Below are 21,593 nucleotides of genomic sequence, written 5' to 3' on the forward strand. Positions count from 1 at the left end.
AAAGGGGCGCAAAGCGCCCCCAGCTTTCTAGGAGGCCACCGCCTCAGCCGGCGAAACAATGCTGGTCTTGGCCCCGCGCGAACGCCCCGAGCTCAGGTAGGCCGCAATCGACTCCTGGGTGACCTCACCCAGGAACACCTGCTCGGCATCCAGCACCGGCAACCACGCCCGGTTGAACTCGTACATCCGCGACAGCAGGATGCGCAGATGCTCATCATGCGACGCCGTGGCATTGAACGGCCGCAGGAAGTCGCCGCAGGTGCCTTGCTGGCGGTGCATGTCGCGCCGGCGCACATAACCCAGCGCCTTGTTCTGCCCGTCGGTCACCACCACATAGCGGCGGTCGTGCTCATCGAGCAGCTCCAGTGCATCGCTCACCGGCGTCTCGGGGCTCACCGACGGCGCGTTGTCCGCCGCATCCTCGGCGCGCACCAGCAGCAGGCGCTTGAGCGTGCTGTCCTGGCCGACGAAGTTGCTCACGAAGTCATCCACCGGGTGCGCCAGCAAGGTATCCGGGTGGTCCAGCTGCAGCAGCTTGCCAGCGCGGAAGATGGCGATCTTGTCGCCCAGCTTGATCGCCTCGTCGATGTCGTGGCTGACCATGATCACGGTCTTGTTCAGCGCCCGCTGCATCTCGAAGAACTCGTTCTGGATCATCTCGCGGTTGATCGGGTCGACCGCGCCGAACGGCTCGTCCATCAGCAGCACCGGTGCTTCCGCCGCCAGCGCGCGGATCACCCCGATGCGTTGTTGCTGGCCACCAGACAGTTCCCGCGGGTAGCGCTGCAGGTACTGCTTGGGTTCGAGCTTGATCATGTGCATCAGCTCACGGGCGCGCTCGTGGCACTTCTGCTTGTCCCAGCCGAGCAGCCGCGGGACCACGGTGATGTTCTCTTCGATGGTCATGTTGGGGAACAGGCCGATCTGCTGGATCACGTAGCCGATGTGCCGGCGCAGGGTCACTTCGTCCAGCGCGCTGGTGTCTTCGCCATTGATGAACACCTGGCCGGAGGTAGGCGTGATCAGGCGGTTGATCATCTTCAGCGTGGTGCTCTTGCCGCAGCCCGATGGGCCGAGAAACACGCAGATTTCACCTTCATTGACGGTGAGGCTTACCGAGTCGACGGCTTTGACGTCCTTGCCGTTGACGTTGAAGGTTTTGCTGAGGTTCTTCAATTCGATCATGAGCGCAGTCCTTCTGGAGTCAGGGCACGTTGCAGGGTTTGCAGGAGCAGGTCGGCGATGATCGCCAGCAGGCTGACCAGTACGGCGCCGACCAGCAGCATCGACATGTCGCTGCGGCTGATGGAGGTGAGGATGAGCACGCCCAGGCCGCCAGCGCCGATGGTGGCGGCAATGGTCATGACGCCGATGTTCATCACCACGGCGGTACGCACGCCGGCAAGGATCACCGGCACTGCAATGGGCAGCTCGACCATGCGCAGGCGCTGGCCGAACGTCATGCCGATGCCGCGCGCCGCTTCACGGATGCCGGGCTCGACGTTGGTCAGGGCCAGGTAGGTGTTGCGCAGGATCGGCAGCAGTGAATAAAGGAACACGGCGGTGATGGCCGGCAGCGGGCCGAGGCCCTGGCCGAACTTGGAGTAGAACGGCAGCAGCAGGCCGAACAGGGCGATGGAAGGGATGGTCAGCAGTACCGTGGCGCTGGCCTGCAATGGGCCTGCGACGGCCGGGAAGCGGGTCATCAGGATGCCCAGCGGCACGCCGACGATGATCGCCAGGCTCACGGCCACGCCGACCAGCATGATGTGCTGCCAGGTCAGCTGCAGCACCTGGGCCCAGTCGAGGTGTGCGAATGTGTCGAGCAGGCTCATGGCTGTACCTCGCTAGGCATTGGGTGCTCACGCAGGAAGGCGGCGGCCACCGTGGTCGGGTTCTGGTGTTCGACGTCGACCTTGGCATTGAGCTGGCGCATGGTTTCGTCATCGAGCTGCTCGGCCAGTGGCTTGAGCAGGCCGACCAGTTTCGGGTGGGCGTCGAGCACCTGCTTGCGCACCACCGGGGCGGCGGTGTAGTCGGGGAAGTAGTGCTTGTCGTCTTCCAGCAGCTTGAGGTTGAACGCGCTCAGGCGGCCGTCAGTGGTGTACACAAGGCCCGCGAACACCTGGTTGTTGTGCATGGCGGTGTAGACCAGGCCGGCGTCCATCTGGCGGATGTTGGCGCGGCCCGCTTGCAGGTCGTACATCTCCTTCAGGCCGACCAGGCCATCCGGGCGGTTGGCGAACTCGGTGTCCAGTGCCACCAGGTGGTTGCGCTGGCTTTCGTCACGCAGCACCTGGTTGAGGTCGCTGATCGTATTGATCTGTGGATAAGCTTCGGCGACCTGCTTGGGCAGGCCAAGCGCGTAGGTGTTGCTGAATTTCGACGGGGTCAGCCAGATCAGGCCCTTCTTCGCGTCCAGCTCCTTGACCTTGGCGTAGGTAGCTTCGGCACTGGGCATGCGTTCGTCGATATGGTTGTACGACACCAACGACACGCCGGTGTATTCCCACATCAGGTCGAGCTGCCCGGTTTCCTGGGCCTGGCGCGCGATGCTGCTGCCAAGGCCGCTGGTGACGCGCACGTCGAAGCCATTGGCACGCAGGTATTGCGCGGTGATTTCGGCGAGCACGGTCTGTTCGGTGAACACCCGCGCGCCGATGCGGATCAGCGGTTTTTCCGCTGCCTGGGCAAATCCTGCGAACAGCAGGGCCGCGCCCAGCAGCAAGGCAAATCTCTTGCTCATACGTTCCCTCTCGTTATCCAACCAGGCCGCGTTCCAGCCAGCGCTTGCTGGAGAAACTCACCGCCGCGTCGAGTACCAGCGCCAGCAGGGCGGTGCAGGCGGCACCGAGCAGCAGCTGTGGCTGGTTGTTCAGGGCGATGCCGGGGAAGATCAGGCTACCCAGGCTGTTGGCGCCGATCAGGAAGGCCAGCGGTGCGGTGCCGACGTTAAGCGCCAGGGCCACGCGCACACCGCCGACGATGATCGGCACGGCGTTGGGCAACTCCACCTGCCAGAGTTGCTGGCGCGGGGTCATGCCGATGCCGGTGGCGGCTTCCTTGAGCGAGGCGGGGACGTTTTTCAGGCCCTCGTAGGTGTTGCGCACGATGGGCAGGAGGGAGGCGAGGAACAGCGCGAAGATCGCAGGCCCGGCGCCGATGCCCAGGATACTCAGGGCGATGGCCAGAACGGCCAGGGGGGGAATGGTGTTGCCAACGTTGAAGAACTGCATGAAGCGCTCGGCTTTGTCGACCCGGTGCGGTCGACTCAAGGCAATGCCGGCGGGGATGCCCACGGCCAGCGCCGCCGCCATCGAAGCCAGCACCAGCACTAGGTGCGCTTGCAGGTAGAACCCAAGATCGTCGCGATAACGCGCGATCGTGTCGATGCCGATCCAGTGGATCAGCAGGGCCAGGATGACGAGCACGGTGGCGCATCCCAACAGCCCTTTTCCGTAGCGTGTAGCCACAGGCGGACTCCTTGTGTTGTCGGCGAGCACACTTCTTGGTAGCCGGCCAATCCTGGCGGCGGGTGGTGTGTTCGCGAGTAGCGGCGTGAGGCAGCTGAAGGCTGCGTTCAGGCCATGAGCCGAACCCCGTCGGGCCCGAAAATGCTGATGAAACCAGTCCCCAACCGAAGCGGGTTGCAGGGGAGTGGACGTCTCCGTGGGCGTAAAGGTTCCCATCTGATGCGGCATTTGGCCAGTGTTAATCACTGGCTGAGTCGAAACATGGCGACAAAAAACAGCGGGTTAATGCGCTGCAGGCGTTGAAATAACTGCCCTGTGGCATTTTGTCGTGATAAAGCGATTGTCTGCCGAAAATGTTTGCCTGTGCTGGTCTCTTCGCGGGTAAACCCGCTCCCACGGGTACTGCACAAGGCTGGAGAGGCAGTCCATCGTGTGGGAGCGGGTGTACCCGCGAAGAGGCCGCCACAGGCACCACTGATTCCTCCAGTTTTGGTCCAGGCCGAACTTCAGGTATGATATCGCCCCTTTTTGAATCCCCCAGTCAGGCGATTTCCCATGACCAACCAGGCCGCCGAAGTCGCGAAGCGCCGCACTTTCGCAATCATTTCCCACCCCGACGCCGGTAAGACCACCATCACCGAGAAGCTCCTGCTGATGGGCAAGGCCATTGCCGTCGCCGGTACCGTGAAGTCGCGCAAGTCCGACCGCCACGCCACCTCCGACTGGATGGAAATGGAGAAGCAGCGCGGCATCTCCATCACCACCTCGGTGATGCAGTTCCCGTACCGCGAGCACATGATCAACCTGCTCGACACCCCCGGCCACGAAGACTTCTCGGAAGACACCTACCGCACCCTGACCGCGGTGGACTCGGCGCTGATGGTGCTCGACGGCGGTAAAGGTGTAGAGCCACGGACCATCGCCCTGATGGACGTGTGCCGCCTGCGCGACACGCCGATCGTCAGCTTCATCAACAAACTCGACCGTGACATCCGCGACCCGATCGAACTGCTCGACGAGATCGAAGCGGTGCTGAAGATCAAGGCCGCGCCGATCACCTGGCCAATCGGTTGCTACCGCGACTTCAAGGGTGTGTATCACCTGACCGGCGACTACATCATCGTCTACACCCCGGGCCACGGCCACGAGCGCACCGAAGCCAAGATCATCCAGAAGCTGGACTCCGATGAGGCCCGCGCGCACCTCGGCGACCAGTACGACTCGTTCGTCGAGCAGCTGGAGCTGGTGCAGGGCGCTTGCCACGAGTTCGACCAGGACGAGTTCATCAATGGCCAGCTGACCCCGGTGTTCTTCGGTACCGCGCTGGGCAATTTTGGTGTCGATCACGTGCTCGATGCCGTCGTCGACTGGGCACCTCGCCCGCTGAGCCGCGTGGCCCACGAGCGGACCGTCGAGCCTGTGGAAGAGAAGTTCAGCGGTTTCGTGTTCAAGATCCAGGCGAACATGGACCCTAAACACCGTGACCGCATCGCCTTCATGCGTATCTGCTCGGGCAAGTACGAGAAGGGCATGAAGATGCGCCACGTACGCCTGAACAAGGACCTGCGCATCGGCGATGCGCTGACCTTCTTCTCCTCCGAGCGCGAGCAGCTGGAAGAGGCCTATGCCGGCGACATCATCGGTCTGCACAACCACGGCACCATCCAGATCGGCGACACTTTCACCGAAGGCGAGGCGCTGGGCTTCACCGGTATCCCGCACTTCGCTCCGGAGCTGTTCCGCCGCGTGCGCCTCAAGGACCCGCTGAAATCCAAGCAGCTGCGTCAGGGCCTGCAGCAGCTGGCCGAAGAAGGCGCGACCCAGGTGTTCTTCCCGGAGCGCAGCAACGACATCATCCTCGGTGCGGTCGGTGTGCTGCAGTTCGACGTGGTCGCCAGCCGCCTGAAGGAAGAGTACAAGGTGGAGTGCGCCTACGAGCCGATCACCGTGTGGTCGGCCCGCTGGATCGCTTGCGACGACAAGAAGAAGCTCGAGGAATTCCAGAACAAGGCCATGGAAAACCTTGCCATCGACGGTGGCGGTCACCTGACCTACCTGGCGCCGACCCGGGTCAACCTGGCGCTGATGGAAGAGCGCTGGCCGGACATCAAGTTCCGCGCCACCCGCGAGCATCACTGATTCGGAAAGCTTGCATCTGACCCCTGCGGGAGCGGGTTTAGCCGCGAATGCGATGTTGAATTCACCGACGCATTCGCGGGTGAACCCGCACCCACAGTGACCGCGTTACGGCGGCACTCAGTTTCCTGCCTTGATACTGGTCCAGATCCGCGTACGAATGCGGTCGATCTTGGCCGGCATCGCCTCCAGCGCATACAACTTGCCCATCACCTCGTCACTGGGGTAGATCATCGTATTGCCCTTCATCGCAGGGTCCACCAGTGCGTCAGCCTTGAGGTTGCCGTTGGCGTACTGCACATGGTTGCTGATGTTGGCCATCACCTCCGGCTGCAGCAGGTAGTTCATGTAGGCATACCCGGCCTTTTCGTCCGGCGCATCGGCTGGCATGGCTACCATGTCGAACCACATCGGCGCGCCTTCCTTGGGGATCGAATACCCCACCTTCACCCCATTCTTCGCTTCATCGGCACGGTTCTTCGCCTGCAAGACGTCACCCGAGAAGCCGACCACCACGCAGATATCGCCATTGGCCAGGTCTCCTGTGTACTTGGACGAATGGAAGTAGCTGATATATGGCCGCACCTTCATCAACAAGTCCTTGGCCTTTTCGTAGTCCTTCGGGTCTTGGCTGTGGTGCGGCAGGCCCAGGTAGTGCAGAGCAATCGGCAGCAGTTCGGGGCCGTTGTCCAGCACCGCCACGCCGCAGCTCTTGAGCTTGCTCATGTATTCGGGCTTGAAGATCAGGTCCCAGGAGTCCACCGGCGCATTGTCGCCGAGCACTGCCTTGACCTTGTCGATGTTGTAGCCGATGCCGGTGCTGCCCCACAGGTACGGGAAGCCGTACTGGTTGCCGGGGTCGTTGACCTCCAGCGCTTTCATCAGCACTGGGTTAAGGTTGTGCCAGTTGGGCAGCTGTGACTTGTCCAGCGGCTTCAGGGCTTTGCCCTGGATCTGCCGGGCCATGAAGTGGTTGGACGGGAACACCACGTCGTAGCCGGAGTTGCCGGTCATCAGCTTGCCGTCGAGGGTCTCGTTGCTGTCGTACACGTCATAGGTCGGCACGATGCCGCTGGCCTGCTGGAAGTTCTTCAGCGTGTCGGGCGCGACGTAGCTGGACCAGTTGTAGATCTTCACCGTTTCGGCGGCGCTGGCGAAGCTTGCGGCCAGCATCAGGGGAGCGAGAAGGCGCGTGCGCATGTCGGGTTTACCTTGCTTTGTCTGTTGTTATCGAAGGCAGGCGATCAGCGGATCAGAAGATCAGAACGTAGGTCTTGCGCACGGTCTCCTGGATGTCCCAGATGCCGGTGCTGTTGGCCGGTAGCATCAGTGCGTCTCCGGCTTCTATGACCAGGGTCTCGCCACCGTCGGGGGTGAAGGTGCAGCGGCCCTTGATGAAATGGCAGAACTCCTGCTGCACGATCTGCCGCCGCCAGCGCCCGGGGGTGCACTCCCAGATGCCGGTTTCGACGCCATCGCTGCGCTCCACGCAGGTGACCGAAGTGACTGCCACGGGTTCGCCAAGTGGCACCGCGACCGGGTTGCAGCTGTCGAGCACGGCGGTGCCTGTGTGTTTGAACTGGGTGATGCTCATGACCGGTGGATCCTGTGTCGGTGAAAGGGAAGTCAGTGCATGAAGCCTTCCATGAAGTCCGCAAGGGAGCTGGCCAGGCGCCGCCTCCAAGGCGCGCTGGCGGGGTTGGCGAGGGTCCGGTCCTCGTGGACGAAGCTCTTGATGATCGCGTTGTAGCCGAGCCAGCGGCACGGCTCGGGCGGCCAGCTGGCCAGGCTTGAAACCGGGCGGTTGTCCAGTACCCAAGGTTGCGCGGTCAGTTCGTTGTGCTGGTTGAGGATCAGCGCCGCCAGGGTTCGGCCACCCAGGTTGGTTGCGCCGACACCTTCGCCGCCGTAGCCGCCGGCCAGGGCGATGCCACGCTGGCGGTCGCACAGCATGTGCGGGCGGAAGCGCCGCGCCATGCCCAGGTTGCCGCCCCAGGAATGCGTGATGCGCACGTGCTTGAGCTGCGGGAACAGTTCGCTGAACAGGTAGCGACGCAGCTCGATTTCGTGCTCGTCGAGGTTGAAGTTTTCGCGCAGGCGCCCGCCGAAGCGGTAGCCACCTCGGGCGCCGAAAACCAGGCGGTTGTCGGCGGTGCGCTGGCCATAGGTGACCTGACGGCTGCTTTCGCTGAAGGCCTGGCCTTGGGTGAGGCCGATCTGCTCCCAGGTGGATTCGGGTAATGGTTCGGTGGCCACCAGCAGGCTCTGCACCGGCAGCTGGTGCTTGCCCAGCGGCGGCAGGCTGGCGGCGTACCCTTCAACTGCAGGTACCGTCCACTGGCAGCGGATGCGCGCCAGGGGCGAACGGACTTCGCCAGGTTGCCAGTCGATGGCCGGGGTGTTCTCGTAGATCGTCACCCCCAGCGCTTCCACCGCTCGGGCCAGGCCGCGAGCCAGCTTGGCCGGGTGGATGGTCGCGGTGTGCGGGCTGTAGATGGCGCCGTAGGCATTGCTGACCCGCAGTTGCGCGTCCAGCTGCTCTGGGCGCAGCCAGCGGTAATCGTCTTCGGTCATGCCCTGGCGGTACAGGTCATCGAGGTAGGCACGCAGGCTGCGTTCCTGCTCCGGGTAGCGTGCGGCGCAATAAAGCACGCCGCCTTTGCGGTAGTCGCAGTCGATACCTTCGCGTTGCAGCACGCTGTGCACTTCATCGGGGATGCCGTGCAGCAGGTCGATGCTGGCGCGGCGCTGCTGCGGCGACAGGGTGGCGAGCAGGCGGTCTTCGCCGAGCAGGTTGCCCATCAGCCAGCCGCCATTGCGCCCCGAGGCGCCGAAGCCGGCGATGTTGGCCTCGACCACCGCGATGTTCAGTTGCGGCGCCTGGCGCTTGAGGTAGTAGGCGGTCCACAGGCCGGTGTAGCCGGCGCCGATGATGCACACGTCGACTTCCAGGTCCTGGCGCAGGGCCGGGCGCGCGCACAGTGGCTCGTCGAGCTGGTCCATCCACAGGCTGAGCGTGCGCAGGGGTTGCATCGGGTTTTGCTCCACATCCGTCAAGGTCTGTGGGCGATGCTAGTGGTGTCGGCCAGTGCCTGTCTTACGTGCGTGCACGCAGGGAAATTTGCTTCAGATAGGCCTTGGGGGTGAGGCCGGTGTGCTCGCGGAAACACTTGTAGAACGCCGAGAGCGAGTTGAAACCGGCGTTGAACGCCAGGTCGTCGATCGGCGCCTCGACGCTGGCGTCGTCGAGGCTGGCCATCAGGTGCTGCAGGCGCGCCTGGTTGACGTAGCGATAGAAGCTTTGCCCAAGCACCTGGTTGAGCAGGTAGGAGATCTGGTTACGGCTGTAGCCGCTGGCATCGGCCACCTGCTGCAGGTCCAGCTCCGGGTCGAGATAGGGGCGCTGGCGCTGGAAATAATGCTCCAGGTCCTGGGCCATGGTCGACAGTTGCCGTGGCGACAGGCCCAGGCGGCTGGTGGCCGGGCGCGGGCCACTGCTGGCCTGGCCCCGGCCGTTCTGCCGCACCAGGGTGGCGTATTCGTTGACTTGCCAGATCAGGCCGTCCTTGACGGTGATCGCTTCACTGGACTGGAACGCTACCAGGCCGTCGCCGCCTTGCACCGTGACCTGGTACTGAATGAAGGCGGTGCAACCGTCGACGCGGATGCGGTCGCTATGAACGATGTCTTCGCCAGCTTCATGGGGCAGGCAGGCGCGCACGTAGTCGCGCAGCTCGGCGTAGCCGAGCACGCGGTTCTGGAAGAAGTCGTGATACTGGATATCGGGGTGGTACAGCGCGATCACGCCGTCGAGGTCGCGGTGCTTCCAGCACAGGTGGTAGCGCAGCACCGTATCGGCAGTGATGGGCGTCTGGTTAGGGCCATCGTCGAGAGTCATCGGCAGATCATGCCTGGCCTGTCTAAAGCTCACAATATTGCAGAACACCTGATGCCAGGCGCCCACTCGCGCAATTTGCACGGTGGATAAGTTAATGAGATTTCTAACTTATTGATTTTTCTGAATGTAATTTTTTGAAACGGCTGGCACAGGGCCTGCAATGTTTACTGCGCGAATGGAATTCTCGCTAACAACATACATAGGCGACCCTATCATGATCCCCTCTGCCGACTACCCCGTAATCGATACTCAAAGCCGCTCAGGTGTTTCCTGGGCGGCCATTTTCGCTGGTGCGGCTGCAGCTGCTGCCTTGTCCATGATCCTGGTGGTATTAGGCGCGGGCTTGGGTTTTGCCGCCACCTCACCTTGGGCTAACGAAGGCGCGAGTGCCAAAGCCCTCGGCGTCTCGACGATTATCTGGTTGCTTCTGACCCAGATCATCGCCTCTGGCCTGGGTGGCTACCTCGCCGGCCGGTTGCGTGTGAAGTGGGCCAACCTGCATGGCGATGAGGTGTACTTCCGCGATACGGCCCATGGCTTCCTGTCGTGGGCCGTGTCGACGCTGGTGGCGGCCATGCTGGTGCTGGGCACGGCCGGTAACCTGGTCGGTGCCGGGGCCAGTGCGGCCACACAAACGGTGGGCATGACCGTCGCCGCAGGCGGCGCAGCCGCTGCCAATGCTGACAAGAATTCGATGGGATATTTCGTCGACAGCCTGTTCCGTGGTGACGGCCCGGCGCCAGTGAGCGATGACGCTGCCAATGGTGTAGCCGCCCGTATCCTGGCCAAAGGCCTGGCCGGCGACGGTACCCTTGCGCCTGAAGACCGTACCTACCTTGCACAACTGGTGGCGCAACGTACCCGCCTGACCCAGGCGGAAGCCGAAGCTCGGGTGGATCAAGTCATCGCTCAGGTGCAACAGCTCAAGCTGCAGGCCAAGCAAGCCGCTGATACCGCTGCCAAGGTTGCGGCCTGGATGGCGCTGTGGACCTTCGTCGCGCTGCTGTGTGGCGCCTTCTTCGCCAGCCTGGCGGCGCTCTATGGCGGTCGTCGCCGTGATCACGTGCAGTGGGTGGAAGGCGAATACGTCGCTCATCGCACTGTTCAACGATAAGCAAGGAGAACTGACATGCGCTCAATACTGCTGTGGATGCTTGGGGTTCCGATTCCTGTGATCATCCTGATCGCGATATTCATGCATTGACTGACTGGGCCGCGTTGCGGCCCTTCGCGGGCAAGCCCGCTCTCACAGGGACAATCGCACTTTCCCTGCGGGAGCGGGCTTGCCCGCGAAGATGCTCACACAGACCTAGAGGAACTGCTCGGCATAGTGGCAGGCCACCTGCCGGGTGCTCACCTGCCGCAACGCCGGCACTTCCTTGGCACAGCGCTCGGTCGCATACGGGCAACGCTTGTGGAATGCGCAACCATCCGGTGGATTCAGCGGGTTGGGCAGCTCCCCTGCAATGCGAATCTTCGGCTTCAGCGGGTCTGGGTGGATCGCCGGTGTCGCCGACAGCAGCGCCTGGGTGTACGGGTGCAACGGCTTCTCGTAGATATCCTCCTTAGGCCCCATTTCAGCCGGCCGCCCCAGGTACATCACCAGTACCTGATCGGCCACATGCCGCACCACCGCCAGGTTGTGCGAGATGAACACGTAGGCAGTGTTGAACTCCTTCTGCAAGTCCATGAACAGGTTCAGCACCTGGGCCTGGATCGACACGTCCAGCGCCGAAGTCGGCTCATCGGCCACCAGTACCTTCGGTTGCAGCATCATCGCCCGAGCCAGGGCAATGCGCTGGCGCTGACCGCCAGAGAACATGTGCGGGTAGCGCTGGTAATGCTCGGGGCGCAAGCCGACCTGCTCCATCATCTTCTGCACTTTCTCGCGCCGTTCAGCCTTGCTCAGCGAGGTGTTGATCAGCAGCGGTTCGGCCAGTTGATCACCGATCTTCTGCCGTGGGTTCAGCGAGGCGTAGGGGCTCTGGAACACCATCTGCACATCGCGACGCAGTTGCTTGCGCTCGGACTTGCTGGCGCCCTTCACCTCGGTGCCATCGATCTGCAGCGAGCCGGAGGAGGGTTCTTCGATCAGTGTCAGGGCGCGGGCCAGGGTCGACTTGCCACAGCCGGACTCACCGACCACCGCCAGGGTCTTGCCGGCCTCCAGTTCGAACGACACGCCATTGAGCGCGCGCACCAGGGCGTGGCCCTTGAACAGCCCGCGAGAGACTTCGTAATGCCGGGTCAGCTCCCGGGCAGTGAGAACGACGGCCATCACGCCACCTCCTGGTTCAGCGGATAGAAGCAGCGCACCAGGCTGTGTGCCTGCGGGTCGAGGGGCGGGCGCTGGTGCCGGCAGTTGTCCTGAACGTACGGGCAGCGCGGCGACAGCAGGCAGCCGGCCGGGCGGTCGTAGCGGCCAGGGACGATGCCGGGCAGGGTAGCCAGGCGCTCAGCGCCGATGCTGTGTTCCGGGATCGCCGCCAGCAGCGCCTCGCTGTAGGGGTGCGCCGGCACGTCGAACAGCTCCGGTACCTGGCCCACTTCCACGGCCTGGCCGGCGTACATCACGCACACGCGCCTGGCGGTTTCGGCAACCACGGCCAGGTCATGGGTGATCAGGATGAGCGCCATGTTGCGCTCCTTCTGCAGGTTGACCAGCAGCTCCATGATCTGTGCCTGGATGGTCACGTCCAACGCGGTGGTCGGTTCGTCGGCGATCAGCAGCTTGGGTTCGCCAGCGATGGCCATGGCGATCGCCACGCGCTGGCTCATGCCGCCGGACAGCTGGTGCGGATAGGCGTCCAGGCGGCTTTCCGCAGCCGGGATTTCGACTTTTTTCAGCAGCGCCAGGGCACGCTGGCGTGCAGCCTTGCCCTTCAGGCCCAGGTGCTGACGCAGCACTTCCTCGATCTGGTAGCCCACGGTGTAGCTAGGGTTGAGCGCGGTCATCGGGTCCTGGAAGACCATGGCGATGTCCTTGCCCACCACCTTGCGCCGTTGTCGGCCGCTGAGCTTGAGCATGTCGGTGCCGTCGAAGGTGAGCGCGTCGGCGGTGATCCGACCGGGGGCGTCGATCAGGCCCATCAGGGCCATCATGGTCACGGATTTGCCCGAACCGGATTCGCCGACGATGGCCAGGATCTCACCGGCATCTACCGCGAGGTCCAGGCCGTCGACCACGGGGACTGCATTGGCGTCGCCGAAGCGCACGTTCAGGTTGTTGATCTGCAACAGTGACATGGCGTTCTCCTCAGGCGGCGTTCTTGAGTTTCGGGTCCAGCGCATCGCGCAGGCCGTCGCCCATCAGGTTGATTGCCAGCACACTGAGCAAAATGGTCAGGCCGGGCAGGCTCACCACCCACCAGGCACGCTCGATGTAGTCACGGGCCGAGGCCAGCATGGTGCCCCACTCGGGGGTTGGTGGTTGCACGCCAAGGCCGAGGAAGCCCAGGGCGGCGGCGTCGAGAATCGCCGAGGAGAAGCTCAAGGTTGCCTGCACGATCAGCGGCGCCATGCAGTTGGGCAGCACGGTGACGAACATCAGCCGTGGCAGCCCGGCACCGGCCAGGCGTGCGGCGGTGACGTAGTCGCGGTTGAGCTCGCCCATCACCGCGGCGCGGGTCAGGCGCACGTAAGACGGCAAGGAGACGATGGCGATGGCGATCACTGTGTTGATCAGGCCTGGGCCGAGAATGGCGACGATGGCCACGGCCAGCAGCAGTGACGGCAGGGCCAGCATCACGTCCATCAGGCGCATGATCGAGGGGCCAAGCACCTGCGGGAAGAAGCCGGCCAGCAGGCCCAGCAGGACCCCCGGGATCAGCGACATCACCACCGACGACAGGCCGATCAGCAGCGACAGCCGCGCGCCCTGGATCAAGCGCGACAGCAGGTCGCGGCCAAGTTCGTCGGTGCCGAGGATGAACTGCCAGTTGCCGCCTTCGAGCCACACCGGCGGGGTCAGCAGGAAGTCGCGGTATTGCTCGCTCGGGTCATGCGGGGCGACCCACGGCGCGAACAACGCGCAGAACACCACCAGGCACATGAAGGCCAGGCCCATTACCGCGCCCTTGTTGCGCGAGAAGGCGTGCCAGAATTCTTTGTACGGTGATGGGTAGAGCAGGCTCTGGTCCACCGGGTTGGCCGGTGTGACGGATTTCGGAATCGGGCTAGTCATGGCGAAGGCCTCAGCGCTGATGACGGATGCGTGGGTTGGCCAGGCCGTAGAGGATATCCACGACGAAGTTGACCAGGATCACCAGGCAGGCGATCAACAGGATGCCGTTCTGGACCACGGGGTAGTCACGGGCGCCGATGGCTTCGATCAGCCATTTGCCGATGCCCGGCCAGGAGAAGATGGTTTCGGTCAGCACGGCGCCGGCCAGCAGTGTGCCGACCTGCAGGCCGAACACCGTCAGCACCGGGATCAGCGCGTTGCGCAGGCCATGCACGAACACCACGCGGGCTGGTGACAGGCCTTTGGCGCGGGCGGTGCGGATGTAGTCCTCGCGCAGCACTTCGAGCATCGACGAACGGGTCATGCGGGCGATCACCGCCAGCGGGATGGTACCGAGCACGATGGCCGGCAGGATCAGGTGCATCACCGCGTCCTTGAACGCGCCTTCCTCGTCGCTGAGCAGGGTGTCGATGAGCATGAAACCGGTTTTCGGCTCGATGTCATAAAGCAGGTCGATGCGCCCGGACACCGGGGTCCAGCCCAGGCTGACCGAGAAGAACATGATCAGGATCAGGCCCCACCAGAAGATCGGCATGGAATAGCCGGCCAGGGATATCCCCATCACCCCGTGGTCGAACAGCGAACCGCGCTTGAGCGCGGCGATCACCCCGGCCAGCAGGCCGACGACGCCAGCGAACAGCAAGGCGGCGAGGGCCAGCTCCAGGGTGGCGGGGAACAGGGTGAGGAACTCGGTCCACACGCTCTCGCGGGTGCGCAGCGATTCACCGAGGTCACCGTGGGCCAGCTTGCCGACGTAGTCCAGGTACTGGACTGGCAGTGGCTTGTTCAGGCCCAGGCGCTCCATGGCCTGGGCGTGCATCTCGGGGTCGACCCTGCGCTCACCCATCATCACTTCCACCGGGTCGCCGGGGATCAGGCGTATGAGCGCGAAGGTCAGCAAGGTGATACCGAAGAAGGTCGGTATCAGCAGGCCCAGGCGCCGGGCAATAAAACTCAACATTGTCGGGGTTACCTCATCAGCCGGTCAGGGCAGTGCCGCCGGTGCCCGTGTGGGGTCCCGGCGATCGTTGTTGTTCTACTTCACCTTGGTGGTGGCGAAGTTGTTGTTGGTCAGAGGGTTGATCACGTAGCCCTCCACGTTGTCACGCATGGCAGTGAACATCTTCGGATGGGCCATGCTGATCCAGGGTTGATCGTCATCGTACACCTTCAAAGCCTCGGCATAGAGCCTGGCGCGTTCGTCGTTGTCGATCACTTCGCGGGCGCGGGTGATCAGCTCCTGGAAGTTAGGGTTGCACCAGCGTGCATAGTTCTCGCCGGTTTTTGCGGCATCGCAACTGAGCAGCGGGCTGAGGAAGTTGTCTGGGTCGCCGTTGTCGCCGGCCCAGCCGGTGGACACCAGGTCGGCCTCGCCGTTCTTGGCGCGGCGCAGCATTTCGGCCCACTCCATCACGCGGATATCCAGCTTCAGGCCGATCTGCTTGAGGTCGGACTGGAGCATTTCGGCGGACAGGCGTGGATTGGGGTTGGTCGCGCCGCCGCCGTTGCGGGTGAACAGGGTGACCACCGTACCTTCGGGTACGCCGGCTTCCTTGAGCAGTTCCCGGGCCTTGGCCAGGTCGCGGGGTGGGTTTCTGTTCTCGGTGTTGTAGCCGATCATGGTCGGCGGGTAGGGGTTCACGCCCACCAGCGCGTTGCCTTTGCCGAACAGCTGGTCGACGTGGGTCTGGCGGTCGAAGGCCATGTTGATGGCTTTGCGCACGCGAACGTCGCTCAGGTACTTGTGCTGGGTGTTCATCGCGATGTAGCCGGTGACCAGCGCTTCGATTTCGTCGACCTTGAGCGTCGGATCTTTTTTGATCAGCGGGACGTCATCGGGTTTGGGGTACAGCGCCACCTGGCATTCGTTGGCGCGCAGCTTCTGCAGGCGCACGTTGCTGTCGGTGGCGATGGCGAACACCAGCGTGTCGGCGGGTGGCTTGCCGCGGAAGTAGTCCGGGTTGGCCTTGAAGCGGACCTGGGCATCCTTGTTGTAGCGCTGGAAGATGAAGGCGCCGGTACCGATCGGCTTGCTGTTGAGATCACCGGTCTTGCCGGCCTTGAGCAGCTGGTCACCGTATTCGGCGGAGTAGATCGAGGTGAAGCCCATGGCCATGTCCCGAAGGAAAGGGGCTTCCGGGCGGGTGAGGGTTATGACCACAGTGTGGTCATCGGTTTTCTCCACCGACTTGAGCAAGTCCTTGAAGGCCATGCTTTCGAAGTACGGGTAACCCACGCTGGTCTTGTCGTGCCACGGGTGGTTCGGGTCGAGCTGGCGATTCAGGCTCCACAGCACATCGTCGGCGTTGAAGTCGCGGGTCGGCGTGAAGTAGTCGGTGGTGTGGAACTTCACGCCTTGGCGCAGGTGGAAGGTGTAGGTCAGTCCATCAGGCGAAATCTCCCAACGTTCGGCCAGGGCCGGCTGGATGTCGGTGGTGCCGGGCTTGAAGTCGACCAGGCGGTTGAACACCGTTTCGGCCGAGGCGTCGAAGGTAACCGCGGTCGTGTACTGGACCACGTCGAAGCCTTCCGGGCTGGCTTCGGTGCACACCACCAGCGGCTTGGCCGCAAGGTTGCCGGCGGCGCCCAGGATGACCGCTGCCAGGGCAGCGCGGAGCGGTAGCGATGTCATGGAAACTCCCTGCTTGCATTGATTCCAGCGTAGCCGCCACGGCCCGGGTTGAAGCGGGCCGTGGCGCCAGCGGTCAGAGAATGTTGAATGGAATGGTGGTGACCACGCGCAACTCGTCCAGGCTGCCATCGGCCTGGGCCTTGCTGGCGCGGTGCGCGGTGTAGGTGGCGCGGATGCTGGTGTCTTTCAGCGGCCCGCTCTGCACGGCATAGCTGGTGCCGATGCCCCACTCGTAGTGGGTCTCGCCGTCCATGCCGTTGACGTCATAGGCGGTGCCACGGTAGTGGGTACCGTCGATGCCCCAGCCGCGGGCGTTGTACAGGTTGAACTTGAGGCCCGGCACGCCGTACGGCGCCATGTTCAGCACGTAGGAAATCTGCAGGGATTTCTCGTTGGGACCGTTGAAGTCCGAAAGCAGCGAGTTGGCCAGGTAGATGCCGTTGGTTTCGTGCAGGTAGTCGAAGTATTCGTTGCCGTTGACCTGCTGCCACGACGCGGTGAGGGTGTGCGCCTGATGAGTCAGGCCCAGCGACAGGCTGTAGGTGTCGTTGTCGATCTCACCCATCTTCTTGCTGCCGGTGTCCACGGTCTTGTAGTAATTCAGGCCGGTGGTCAGGGCGAGCACGGCGTTGTCGCCGAGCACGTGGTTGGCGCCGAAGTAGTACTGGTTCCAGAAGTCGTCGACCTTGGTGGCGTACAGGCTGGTGGTCAGGCTCTTGAACGGCTGGTAAGTGACCCCGGCGGTGCTGGCGCGGTCGGTCTCGACGCCAGTGGCGCTGTATTCGCTGCGGAACTTGCTCAGGCTCTGTTCGGTACGTGGCGAAACGCGGTCGAAGGTGCCCAGGTCGATCGACAGGTTGTCGAACTCGGCACTGTGCAGGAAGGCGCCCTGGAAGCTCGATGGCAACGCACGGTTGCCAATGTAGGCGATCATCGGGGTGTCCACCGACTGGCGGCCGACGGTGAGGGTGGTGTTGGACATGCGCGCTTTGACGTTACCCAGGCCCAACTTGCTCCACTGGCCGACCGGGTCGCCGTCGCTATGGGTCAGCGTCCGGTTGTTCGGCCCGGCGATCGCGGCACGGCCCTGTTCCAGGGCGATGGCGTTGTAGCCGGCGGCCTCGACGGCAAAGCCGACAGTGCCTTGGGTAAAGCCTGAGCTGTAGTTGAGGATGCTGCCTTGCACCCAGTTGTCGCGGCTGTGGGTGTCGTGGCGGCTGCCATCGCTCTTGTAGTACTTCCACAGTGGCGCGCGCGTGGCGCGTTCGCGGGCGTACCAGTTGCGGGTGCTGCCGGACAGGCTCTGGCCGTCGATGAAGCCCTTGGCTTCGTCCTGTTCACTGCTGGATTTCAGGCTGAACGGGACGTAGTCCTGGCTCTGGGTATCGGCCTGGGCCTCGGCGCAAAAGGTGCCGATGGATAAGGCCAAAGCGGTCAAGGTGAATAGTCTCAAGGTTAAAGCTCCCTTTCTGTTCTTTTAGTTATCACCTGGCCTTGTGGGCCGGGTTGCTTGCTGCGGTGTTGCCAGGGTTGCCCGGGGTCGCCGGGCAAAAATGGGGGGCGTTGTGTTGGCTGTCCGGGCCTCATCGCCGGCAAGCCGGCTCCCGCAGGTACGGCGCAGATGCCGAGACCTCAGGTGATCCTGTGGAAGCTGGCTTGCCGGCGATGAGGCCGGCATTGGCTATCGCTTAATCAACACTCACACCGGAAAAATCATTGCGCCCGAACGGGCTTACCTTGAAGTCGGCCACCTTGATGCTCAGCGGCTGGTTGACCGTGGAGTGCGCCACCGGCGTGATCGGCACCTGTTGCTTCAGGCGCTGCTGGGCCTGCTGGTACAGCGCTGTTCGCTGTTCGCGGTCGGTGACCTGTTTGGCCTGCTTGACCAGGCTGTCGTATTGCGGGTCGCACCACAGCGAGTAGTTGTTGCTGCCGATGGCGTCGCAGTTGTAGAGGGTGCCAAGCCAGTTGTCCGGGTCGCCGTTGTCGCCGGTCCAGCCGATCAGGGCGATGTCGTGCTCGCCGTTTTTCATGCGCTTGAGGTATTCGCCCCATTCGTAGCTGACGATGCGCACTTTGAAGCCGAGTTTGTTCCAGTCGGCCTGGAGCATTTCAGCCATCAGCTTGGCATTGGGGTTGTAGGGGCGCTGCACGGGCATGGCCCACAGGGTGATCTCGGTGCCCGGCTTGACCCCGGCTTGCTGGAGCAGCTGCTTGGCCTTTTCCGGGTCGAATGGGGCGTCCTTGAGGCTGTTGTCATAGGACCACTGGGTCGGCGGCATGGCATTGACCGCCAGCTGGCCGGAGTCCTGATATACCGCCTGGAGGATGGCCTGCTTGTTCACTGCCATGTCCATGGCCTGGCGCACGTCCAGGCGGTCGAACGGTGGGTGATGGGTGTTGTAGGCGATGTAGCCGAGGTTGAAACCGGGCTGCTGCATGACCTGCAGCTTGCCATCGGCCTTGAGCGCCGGCAGGTCGGCCGGGCGCGGGTGCAAGGTGACCTGGCATTCGTTGCGGCGCAGCTTCTGGATGCGTACCGAGGGGTCGGTGTTGATCGAGAACACCAGGTTGTCGATTTTCACTTCTTCCGGGGCCCAGTAATCCTTGTTGCCCTTGAAGCGGATCTGCGAGTCCTTCTGATACCGCTGGAACACAAACGGCCCGGTGCCGATCGGTTGCTGGTTGATGTCGCTGGGGCGACCGCTGGCCAGCAGTTGCTCGGCGTATTCAGCAGACAGTATCGAGGCAAAGCTCATCGCCAGGTTCTGGATGAATGCGGCATCGACCTTGTTCAGGGTGAACACCACCGTCAGCGGGCCGGACTTCTCGACCTGGGCGATGTTTTTGTCCAGGCCCATGCTGACGAAGTACGGGAATTCGGTGGGGTAGGCCTTTCGGAATGGCTGGTGCTTGTCGAGCATGCGGTTGAACGTGAAGAGCACGTCGTCGGCGTTGAAATCACGGCTCGGCGTGAAGGCCTTGTTGGTGTGGAACTTTACCCCCGGGCGCAGGTGGAAGGTGTAGCGCAGGCCATCGTCGGAGACCTCCCATTTCGTTGCCAGCGCCGGGTGCACCGCCGTGCCGCCGCGTTCGAACTCCACCAGGCGGTTGTAGATCGGCTCGGCGGCGTCGTTGTCGGTGGCGCTGGTGTACTGGGCGGTGTCGAAACCGGCCGGGCTGCCTTCGGAGCAGAACACCAGGTTCTTGGCCTGGAGGGCAGGGGCCTGGCTCAGCAGGCCGAGGGCGAGCAGGGTCGAAAGGGCGGTGACGTGGCGCATGGCGGTTCCTTTTCCGGCTGTTTACGCCGCCTCGCGGTACGAATGGCGGCAACAGTTTGCCGACTCCGTCGCGGGTAGCGTCGGAGTGGGCTCGAGAGGCTTGCTAGTGGTGAGGCGGCACCCGCCGCCGATTGGCGAGTGCCGGGACCTGGCCTACTTGTCTACGCTGACGCCATAGAAGGCGTTCAATGCAAACGGGCTGATCTTGAAGTCCTTCACCTTGGCACTCATCGGCTGGTACACCGTGGAATGGGCGATCGGGGTGATCGGCACCTGTTCCTTGAGGATGTGCTGGGCCTTCTGGTACAGCTCGGTGCGCTTGGCCTGGTCGGAGGTGGCCTTGGCCTGCTTGATCAGGTCGTCGTAGGGCTTGTAGCACCACTTGGAGAAGTTGTTGCCATCGATGGCGTCGCAGCCGTAGAGGGTGCCGAGCCAGTTGTCCGGGTCACCGTTGTCGCCGCTCCAGCCGATCAGCATGGCGCCCTGTTCGCCGGCTTTGGAACGTTTGATGTACTCGCCCCATTCATAGCTGACGATCTTGGCCTTGATGCCGATCTTGGCCCAGTCGGACTGCAGCATCTCGGCCATCAGCTTGGCGTTGGGGTTGTACGGGCGCTGCACGGGCATGGCCCAGAGGGTGATCTCGGTGCCTTCCTTGATGCCGGCTTCCTTGAGCAGTTGCTTGGCCTTTTCGGGGTCGTACTTGGCATCCTTGATGGTGGTGTCGTAGGACCACTGGGTGGGCGGCATGGCGTTGACCGCCAGCTGGCCGGCGCCCTGGTAGACCGATTCGATGATCTTCTTCTTGTCCACGGCCATGTCCAGCGCTTCGCGGACCTTCAGCTGGGCCATCGGGTTGGGCTCGTTGCTGCCCTTGATCTTGTCCATCACGTTGTAGGCGATGTAGCCGAGGTTGAAGCCGGCCTGCTGCGGCATCTGCAGGTTCTTGTCGGCCTTCAGCGGCTCGATGTCGGCCGGCCGCGGGAACAGGGTGACCTGGCACTCGTTCTTCTTCAGCTTCTGCATGCGCACCGAGGCGTCGGTGGTGATGGCGAAGATCAGGTTGTCGATCTTCACGTCCTCAGGCTTCCAGTAGTCCTTGTTGCCCTTGAAGCGGATCTGCGCGTCTTTCTGGTACTTGCTGAACACGAACGGACCGGTACCGATCGGCTTCTGGTTGATGTCGGCGGCCTTGCCGTCCTTGAGCAACTGGTCGGCGTATTCGGCGGACTGGATGGAGGCGAAGCTCATGGCCAGGTTCTGGATGAATGCGGCGTCCACTTCATTCAGGGTGAACTTCACGGTGTGATCGTCAAGCTTCTCCACCTTGGCGATGTTCTTGTCCATGCCCATGTCGGTGAAGTAGGGGAATTCGGTGGGGTAGGCCTTACGGAAGGGGTGGTTCTTGTCGAGCATGCGGTTGAAGGTGAACAGCACGTCGTCGGCGTCGAATTCGCGGGTCGGCTTGAAGTAGTCGGTGGTGTGGAACTTGACCCCTTCGCGCAGGTGGAAGGTGTAGGCCTTGCCGTCATCGGCCACGTCCCATTTGGTTGCCAGGCCGGGGATGACCGCGGTGCCCCCGCGCTCGAACTGGGTCAGGCGGTTGAACACGGTCTCGGCCGAGGCGTCGAAGTCGGTTCCGGTGGTGTATTGCCCCGGGTCGAAGCCGGCCGGGCTGCCCTCGGAGCAGAACACCAGGTTGGACGCGGCGTGGGCCAGCGGAGCGCCAGCGAGCAAACCTGCACCTAGCAGGAACGGAATGACTGCGTGTTTGAGCATGGTGGCCTCATTGTTGTCATTTTTGGTTCGAGGTGGCCTCGTGAGCCGACCTGAGGATACTTATGCAGGGGCTATTCCCAATGCAACAGGCATAAGGATAGTTGGCGTCAGAAAAGTAGTACGAGCGTACATGGATGTCGCATTAGTATAA

At 63.1% G+C, this 21,593-nt stretch carries 18 protein-coding genes; 2 read left to right on the forward strand and 16 right to left on the reverse strand.

What is annotated here, in order from left to right; genetic code table 11:
• Window positions 1-27: 27 nt before the first annotated feature.
• Genes H040_RS02555 through H040_RS02570 form a run of 4 tightly spaced genes read right to left on the reverse strand, consistent with a single transcriptional unit; the run spans window position 28 to window position 3,473 of the window.
• Window positions 28-1,185, reverse strand: coding sequence for an osmoprotectant ABC transporter ATP-binding protein OsmV (locus H040_RS02555; protein WP_027920259.1), 1,158 nt, complete (start codon window positions 1,183-1,185; stop codon window positions 28-30).
• The gene (locus tag H040_RS02560) at window positions 1,182-1,835 is read right to left on the reverse strand and encodes an ABC transporter permease (RefSeq protein WP_027920258.1); all 654 of its coding nucleotides are present in this window, start codon (window positions 1,833-1,835) and stop codon (window positions 1,182-1,184) included. The genes H040_RS02555 and H040_RS02560 overlap by 4 nt, the downstream gene beginning before the upstream one ends.
• Window positions 1,832-2,746, reverse strand: coding sequence for a glycine betaine ABC transporter substrate-binding protein (locus tag H040_RS02565; RefSeq protein WP_027920257.1), 915 nt, complete (start codon window positions 2,744-2,746; stop codon window positions 1,832-1,834). The genes H040_RS02560 and H040_RS02565 overlap by 4 nt, the downstream gene beginning before the upstream one ends.
• A 13-nt stretch (window positions 2,747-2,759) precedes the next feature.
• On the reverse strand, window positions 2,760-3,473 hold the full coding sequence (locus H040_RS02570; protein ID WP_027920256.1) for an ABC transporter permease: 714 nt from the start codon (window positions 3,471-3,473) through the stop codon (window positions 2,760-2,762).
• 555 nt (window positions 3,474-4,028) lie between these two features.
• Here H040_RS02570 and H040_RS02575 point away from each other — a divergent pair.
• Entirely contained in the window at window positions 4,029-5,612 is a 1,584-nt protein-coding gene (locus H040_RS02575; protein ID WP_027920255.1) for a peptide chain release factor 3, read from the forward strand.
• Window positions 5,613-5,729: 117 nt separating this feature from the next.
• Here H040_RS02575 and H040_RS02580 read toward each other — a convergent pair whose 3' ends face one another.
• From H040_RS02580 to H040_RS02595, 4 genes are all read right to left on the reverse strand, one after another.
• Window positions 5,730-6,809 (reverse strand): polyamine ABC transporter substrate-binding protein, encoded by a 1,080-nt coding sequence (locus H040_RS02580; RefSeq protein WP_027920254.1) that lies wholly within the window; start codon window positions 6,807-6,809, stop codon window positions 5,730-5,732.
• Between the two features lie 52 nt (window positions 6,810-6,861).
• Window positions 6,862-7,203, reverse strand: a complete 342-nt coding sequence (locus H040_RS02585) for a cupin domain-containing protein (RefSeq protein WP_033696517.1) — start codon at window positions 7,201-7,203, stop codon at window positions 6,862-6,864.
• A gap of 32 nt (window positions 7,204-7,235) precedes the next feature.
• Complete coding sequence (locus tag H040_RS02590) at window positions 7,236-8,642, reverse strand: NAD(P)/FAD-dependent oxidoreductase (protein WP_027920253.1); 1,407 nt, start codon at window positions 8,640-8,642, stop codon at window positions 7,236-7,238.
• A 64-nt stretch (window positions 8,643-8,706) separates the two neighbouring features.
• Window positions 8,707-9,507, reverse strand: a complete 801-nt coding sequence (locus H040_RS02595; protein ID WP_027920252.1) for an AraC family transcriptional regulator — start codon at window positions 9,505-9,507, stop codon at window positions 8,707-8,709.
• 214 nt (window positions 9,508-9,721) lie between these two features.
• On the opposite strand from H040_RS02595, the gene H040_RS02600 reads away from it, so the two are divergent.
• The gene (locus tag H040_RS02600) at window positions 9,722-10,621 is read left to right on the forward strand and encodes a hypothetical protein (RefSeq protein ID WP_027920251.1); all 900 of its coding nucleotides are present in this window, start codon (window positions 9,722-9,724) and stop codon (window positions 10,619-10,621) included.
• 195 nt (window positions 10,622-10,816) lie between these two features.
• Here the strand turns inward: H040_RS02600 and H040_RS02605 are convergent, their stop codons facing one another.
• From H040_RS02605 to H040_RS02640, 8 genes are all read right to left on the reverse strand, one after another.
• Window positions 10,817-11,785 (reverse strand): peptide ABC transporter ATP-binding protein, encoded by a 969-nt coding sequence (locus H040_RS02605; protein ID WP_027920250.1) that lies wholly within the window; start codon window positions 11,783-11,785, stop codon window positions 10,817-10,819.
• A complete protein-coding gene (locus H040_RS02610; protein ID WP_027920249.1) occupies window positions 11,785-12,753 on the reverse strand; it encodes an ABC transporter ATP-binding protein in 969 nt (322 codons plus the stop codon). Before H040_RS02610 ends, H040_RS02605 begins: the two co-directional genes overlap by 1 nt.
• A 10-nt stretch (window positions 12,754-12,763) precedes the next feature.
• On the reverse strand, window positions 12,764-13,690 hold the full coding sequence (locus H040_RS02615) for an ABC transporter permease subunit (RefSeq protein ID WP_027920248.1): 927 nt from the start codon (window positions 13,688-13,690) through the stop codon (window positions 12,764-12,766).
• 10 nt (window positions 13,691-13,700) lie between these two features.
• On the reverse strand, window positions 13,701-14,711 hold the full coding sequence (locus H040_RS02620) for an ABC transporter permease subunit (RefSeq protein WP_027920247.1): 1,011 nt from the start codon (window positions 14,709-14,711) through the stop codon (window positions 13,701-13,703).
• A gap of 75 nt (window positions 14,712-14,786) precedes the next feature.
• The gene (locus H040_RS02625; RefSeq protein ID WP_027920246.1) at window positions 14,787-16,382 is read right to left on the reverse strand and encodes an ABC transporter substrate-binding protein; all 1,596 of its coding nucleotides are present in this window, start codon (window positions 16,380-16,382) and stop codon (window positions 14,787-14,789) included.
• A gap of 73 nt (window positions 16,383-16,455) precedes the next feature.
• On the reverse strand, window positions 16,456-17,835 hold the full coding sequence (locus tag H040_RS02630; protein ID WP_027920245.1) for an OprD family porin: 1,380 nt from the start codon (window positions 17,833-17,835) through the stop codon (window positions 16,456-16,458).
• A 235-nt stretch (window positions 17,836-18,070) separates the two neighbouring features.
• Window positions 18,071-19,663, reverse strand: a complete 1,593-nt coding sequence (locus H040_RS02635) for an ABC transporter substrate-binding protein (RefSeq protein ID WP_027920244.1) — start codon at window positions 19,661-19,663, stop codon at window positions 18,071-18,073.
• A gap of 153 nt (window positions 19,664-19,816) precedes the next feature.
• A complete protein-coding gene (locus tag H040_RS02640) occupies window positions 19,817-21,442 on the reverse strand; it encodes an ABC transporter substrate-binding protein (RefSeq protein ID WP_027920243.1) in 1,626 nt (541 codons plus the stop codon).
• Window positions 21,443-21,593 lie beyond the last annotated feature (151 nt).

The sequence above is a fragment of the Pseudomonas sp. URMO17WK12:I7 genome (assembly GCF_003269045.1).
GTDB classification, from domain to species: domain Bacteria; phylum Pseudomonadota; class Gammaproteobacteria; order Pseudomonadales; family Pseudomonadaceae; genus Aquipseudomonas; species Aquipseudomonas putida_J.

Excerpts from the sequence above, each read along its gene's own strand:
- H040_RS02555 (WP_027920259.1), bottom strand. The coding sequence starts at position 1,185 with ATGATCGAATTGAAGAACCTCAGCAAAACCTTCAACGTCAACGGCAAG.
- H040_RS02560 (WP_027920258.1), bottom strand. The coding sequence starts at position 1,835 with ATGAGCCTGCTCGACACATTCGCACACCTCGACTGGGCCCAGGTGCTG.
- H040_RS02565 (WP_027920257.1), bottom strand. The coding sequence starts at position 2,746 with ATGAGCAAGAGATTTGCCTTGCTGCTGGGCGCGGCCCTGCTGTTCGCA.
- H040_RS02575 (WP_027920255.1), top strand. The coding sequence starts at position 4,029 with ATGACCAACCAGGCCGCCGAAGTCGCGAAGCGCCGCACTTTCGCAATC.
- H040_RS02580 (WP_027920254.1), bottom strand. The coding sequence starts at position 6,809 with ATGCGCACGCGCCTTCTCGCTCCCCTGATGCTGGCCGCAAGCTTCGCC.
- H040_RS02585 (WP_033696517.1), bottom strand. The coding sequence starts at position 7,203 with ATGAGCATCACCCAGTTCAAACACACAGGCACCGCCGTGCTCGACAGC.
- H040_RS02590 (WP_027920253.1), bottom strand. The coding sequence starts at position 8,642 with ATGCAACCCCTGCGCACGCTCAGCCTGTGGATGGACCAGCTCGACGAG.
- H040_RS02595 (WP_027920252.1), bottom strand. The coding sequence starts at position 9,507 with ATGACTCTCGACGATGGCCCTAACCAGACGCCCATCACTGCCGATACG.
- H040_RS02600 (WP_027920251.1), top strand. The coding sequence starts at position 9,722 with ATGATCCCCTCTGCCGACTACCCCGTAATCGATACTCAAAGCCGCTCA.
- H040_RS02605 (WP_027920250.1), bottom strand. The coding sequence starts at position 11,785 with ATGGCCGTCGTTCTCACTGCCCGGGAGCTGACCCGGCATTACGAAGTC.
- H040_RS02610 (WP_027920249.1), bottom strand. The coding sequence starts at position 12,753 with ATGTCACTGTTGCAGATCAACAACCTGAACGTGCGCTTCGGCGACGCC.
- H040_RS02615 (WP_027920248.1), bottom strand. The coding sequence starts at position 13,690 with ATGACTAGCCCGATTCCGAAATCCGTCACACCGGCCAACCCGGTGGAC.
- H040_RS02620 (WP_027920247.1), bottom strand. The coding sequence starts at position 14,711 with ATGTTGAGTTTTATTGCCCGGCGCCTGGGCCTGCTGATACCGACCTTC.
- H040_RS02625 (WP_027920246.1), bottom strand. The coding sequence starts at position 16,382 with ATGACATCGCTACCGCTCCGCGCTGCCCTGGCAGCGGTCATCCTGGGC.
- H040_RS02635 (WP_027920244.1), bottom strand. The coding sequence starts at position 19,663 with ATGCGCCACGTCACCGCCCTTTCGACCCTGCTCGCCCTCGGCCTGCTG.
- H040_RS02640 (WP_027920243.1), bottom strand. The coding sequence starts at position 21,442 with ATGCTCAAACACGCAGTCATTCCGTTCCTGCTAGGTGCAGGTTTGCTC.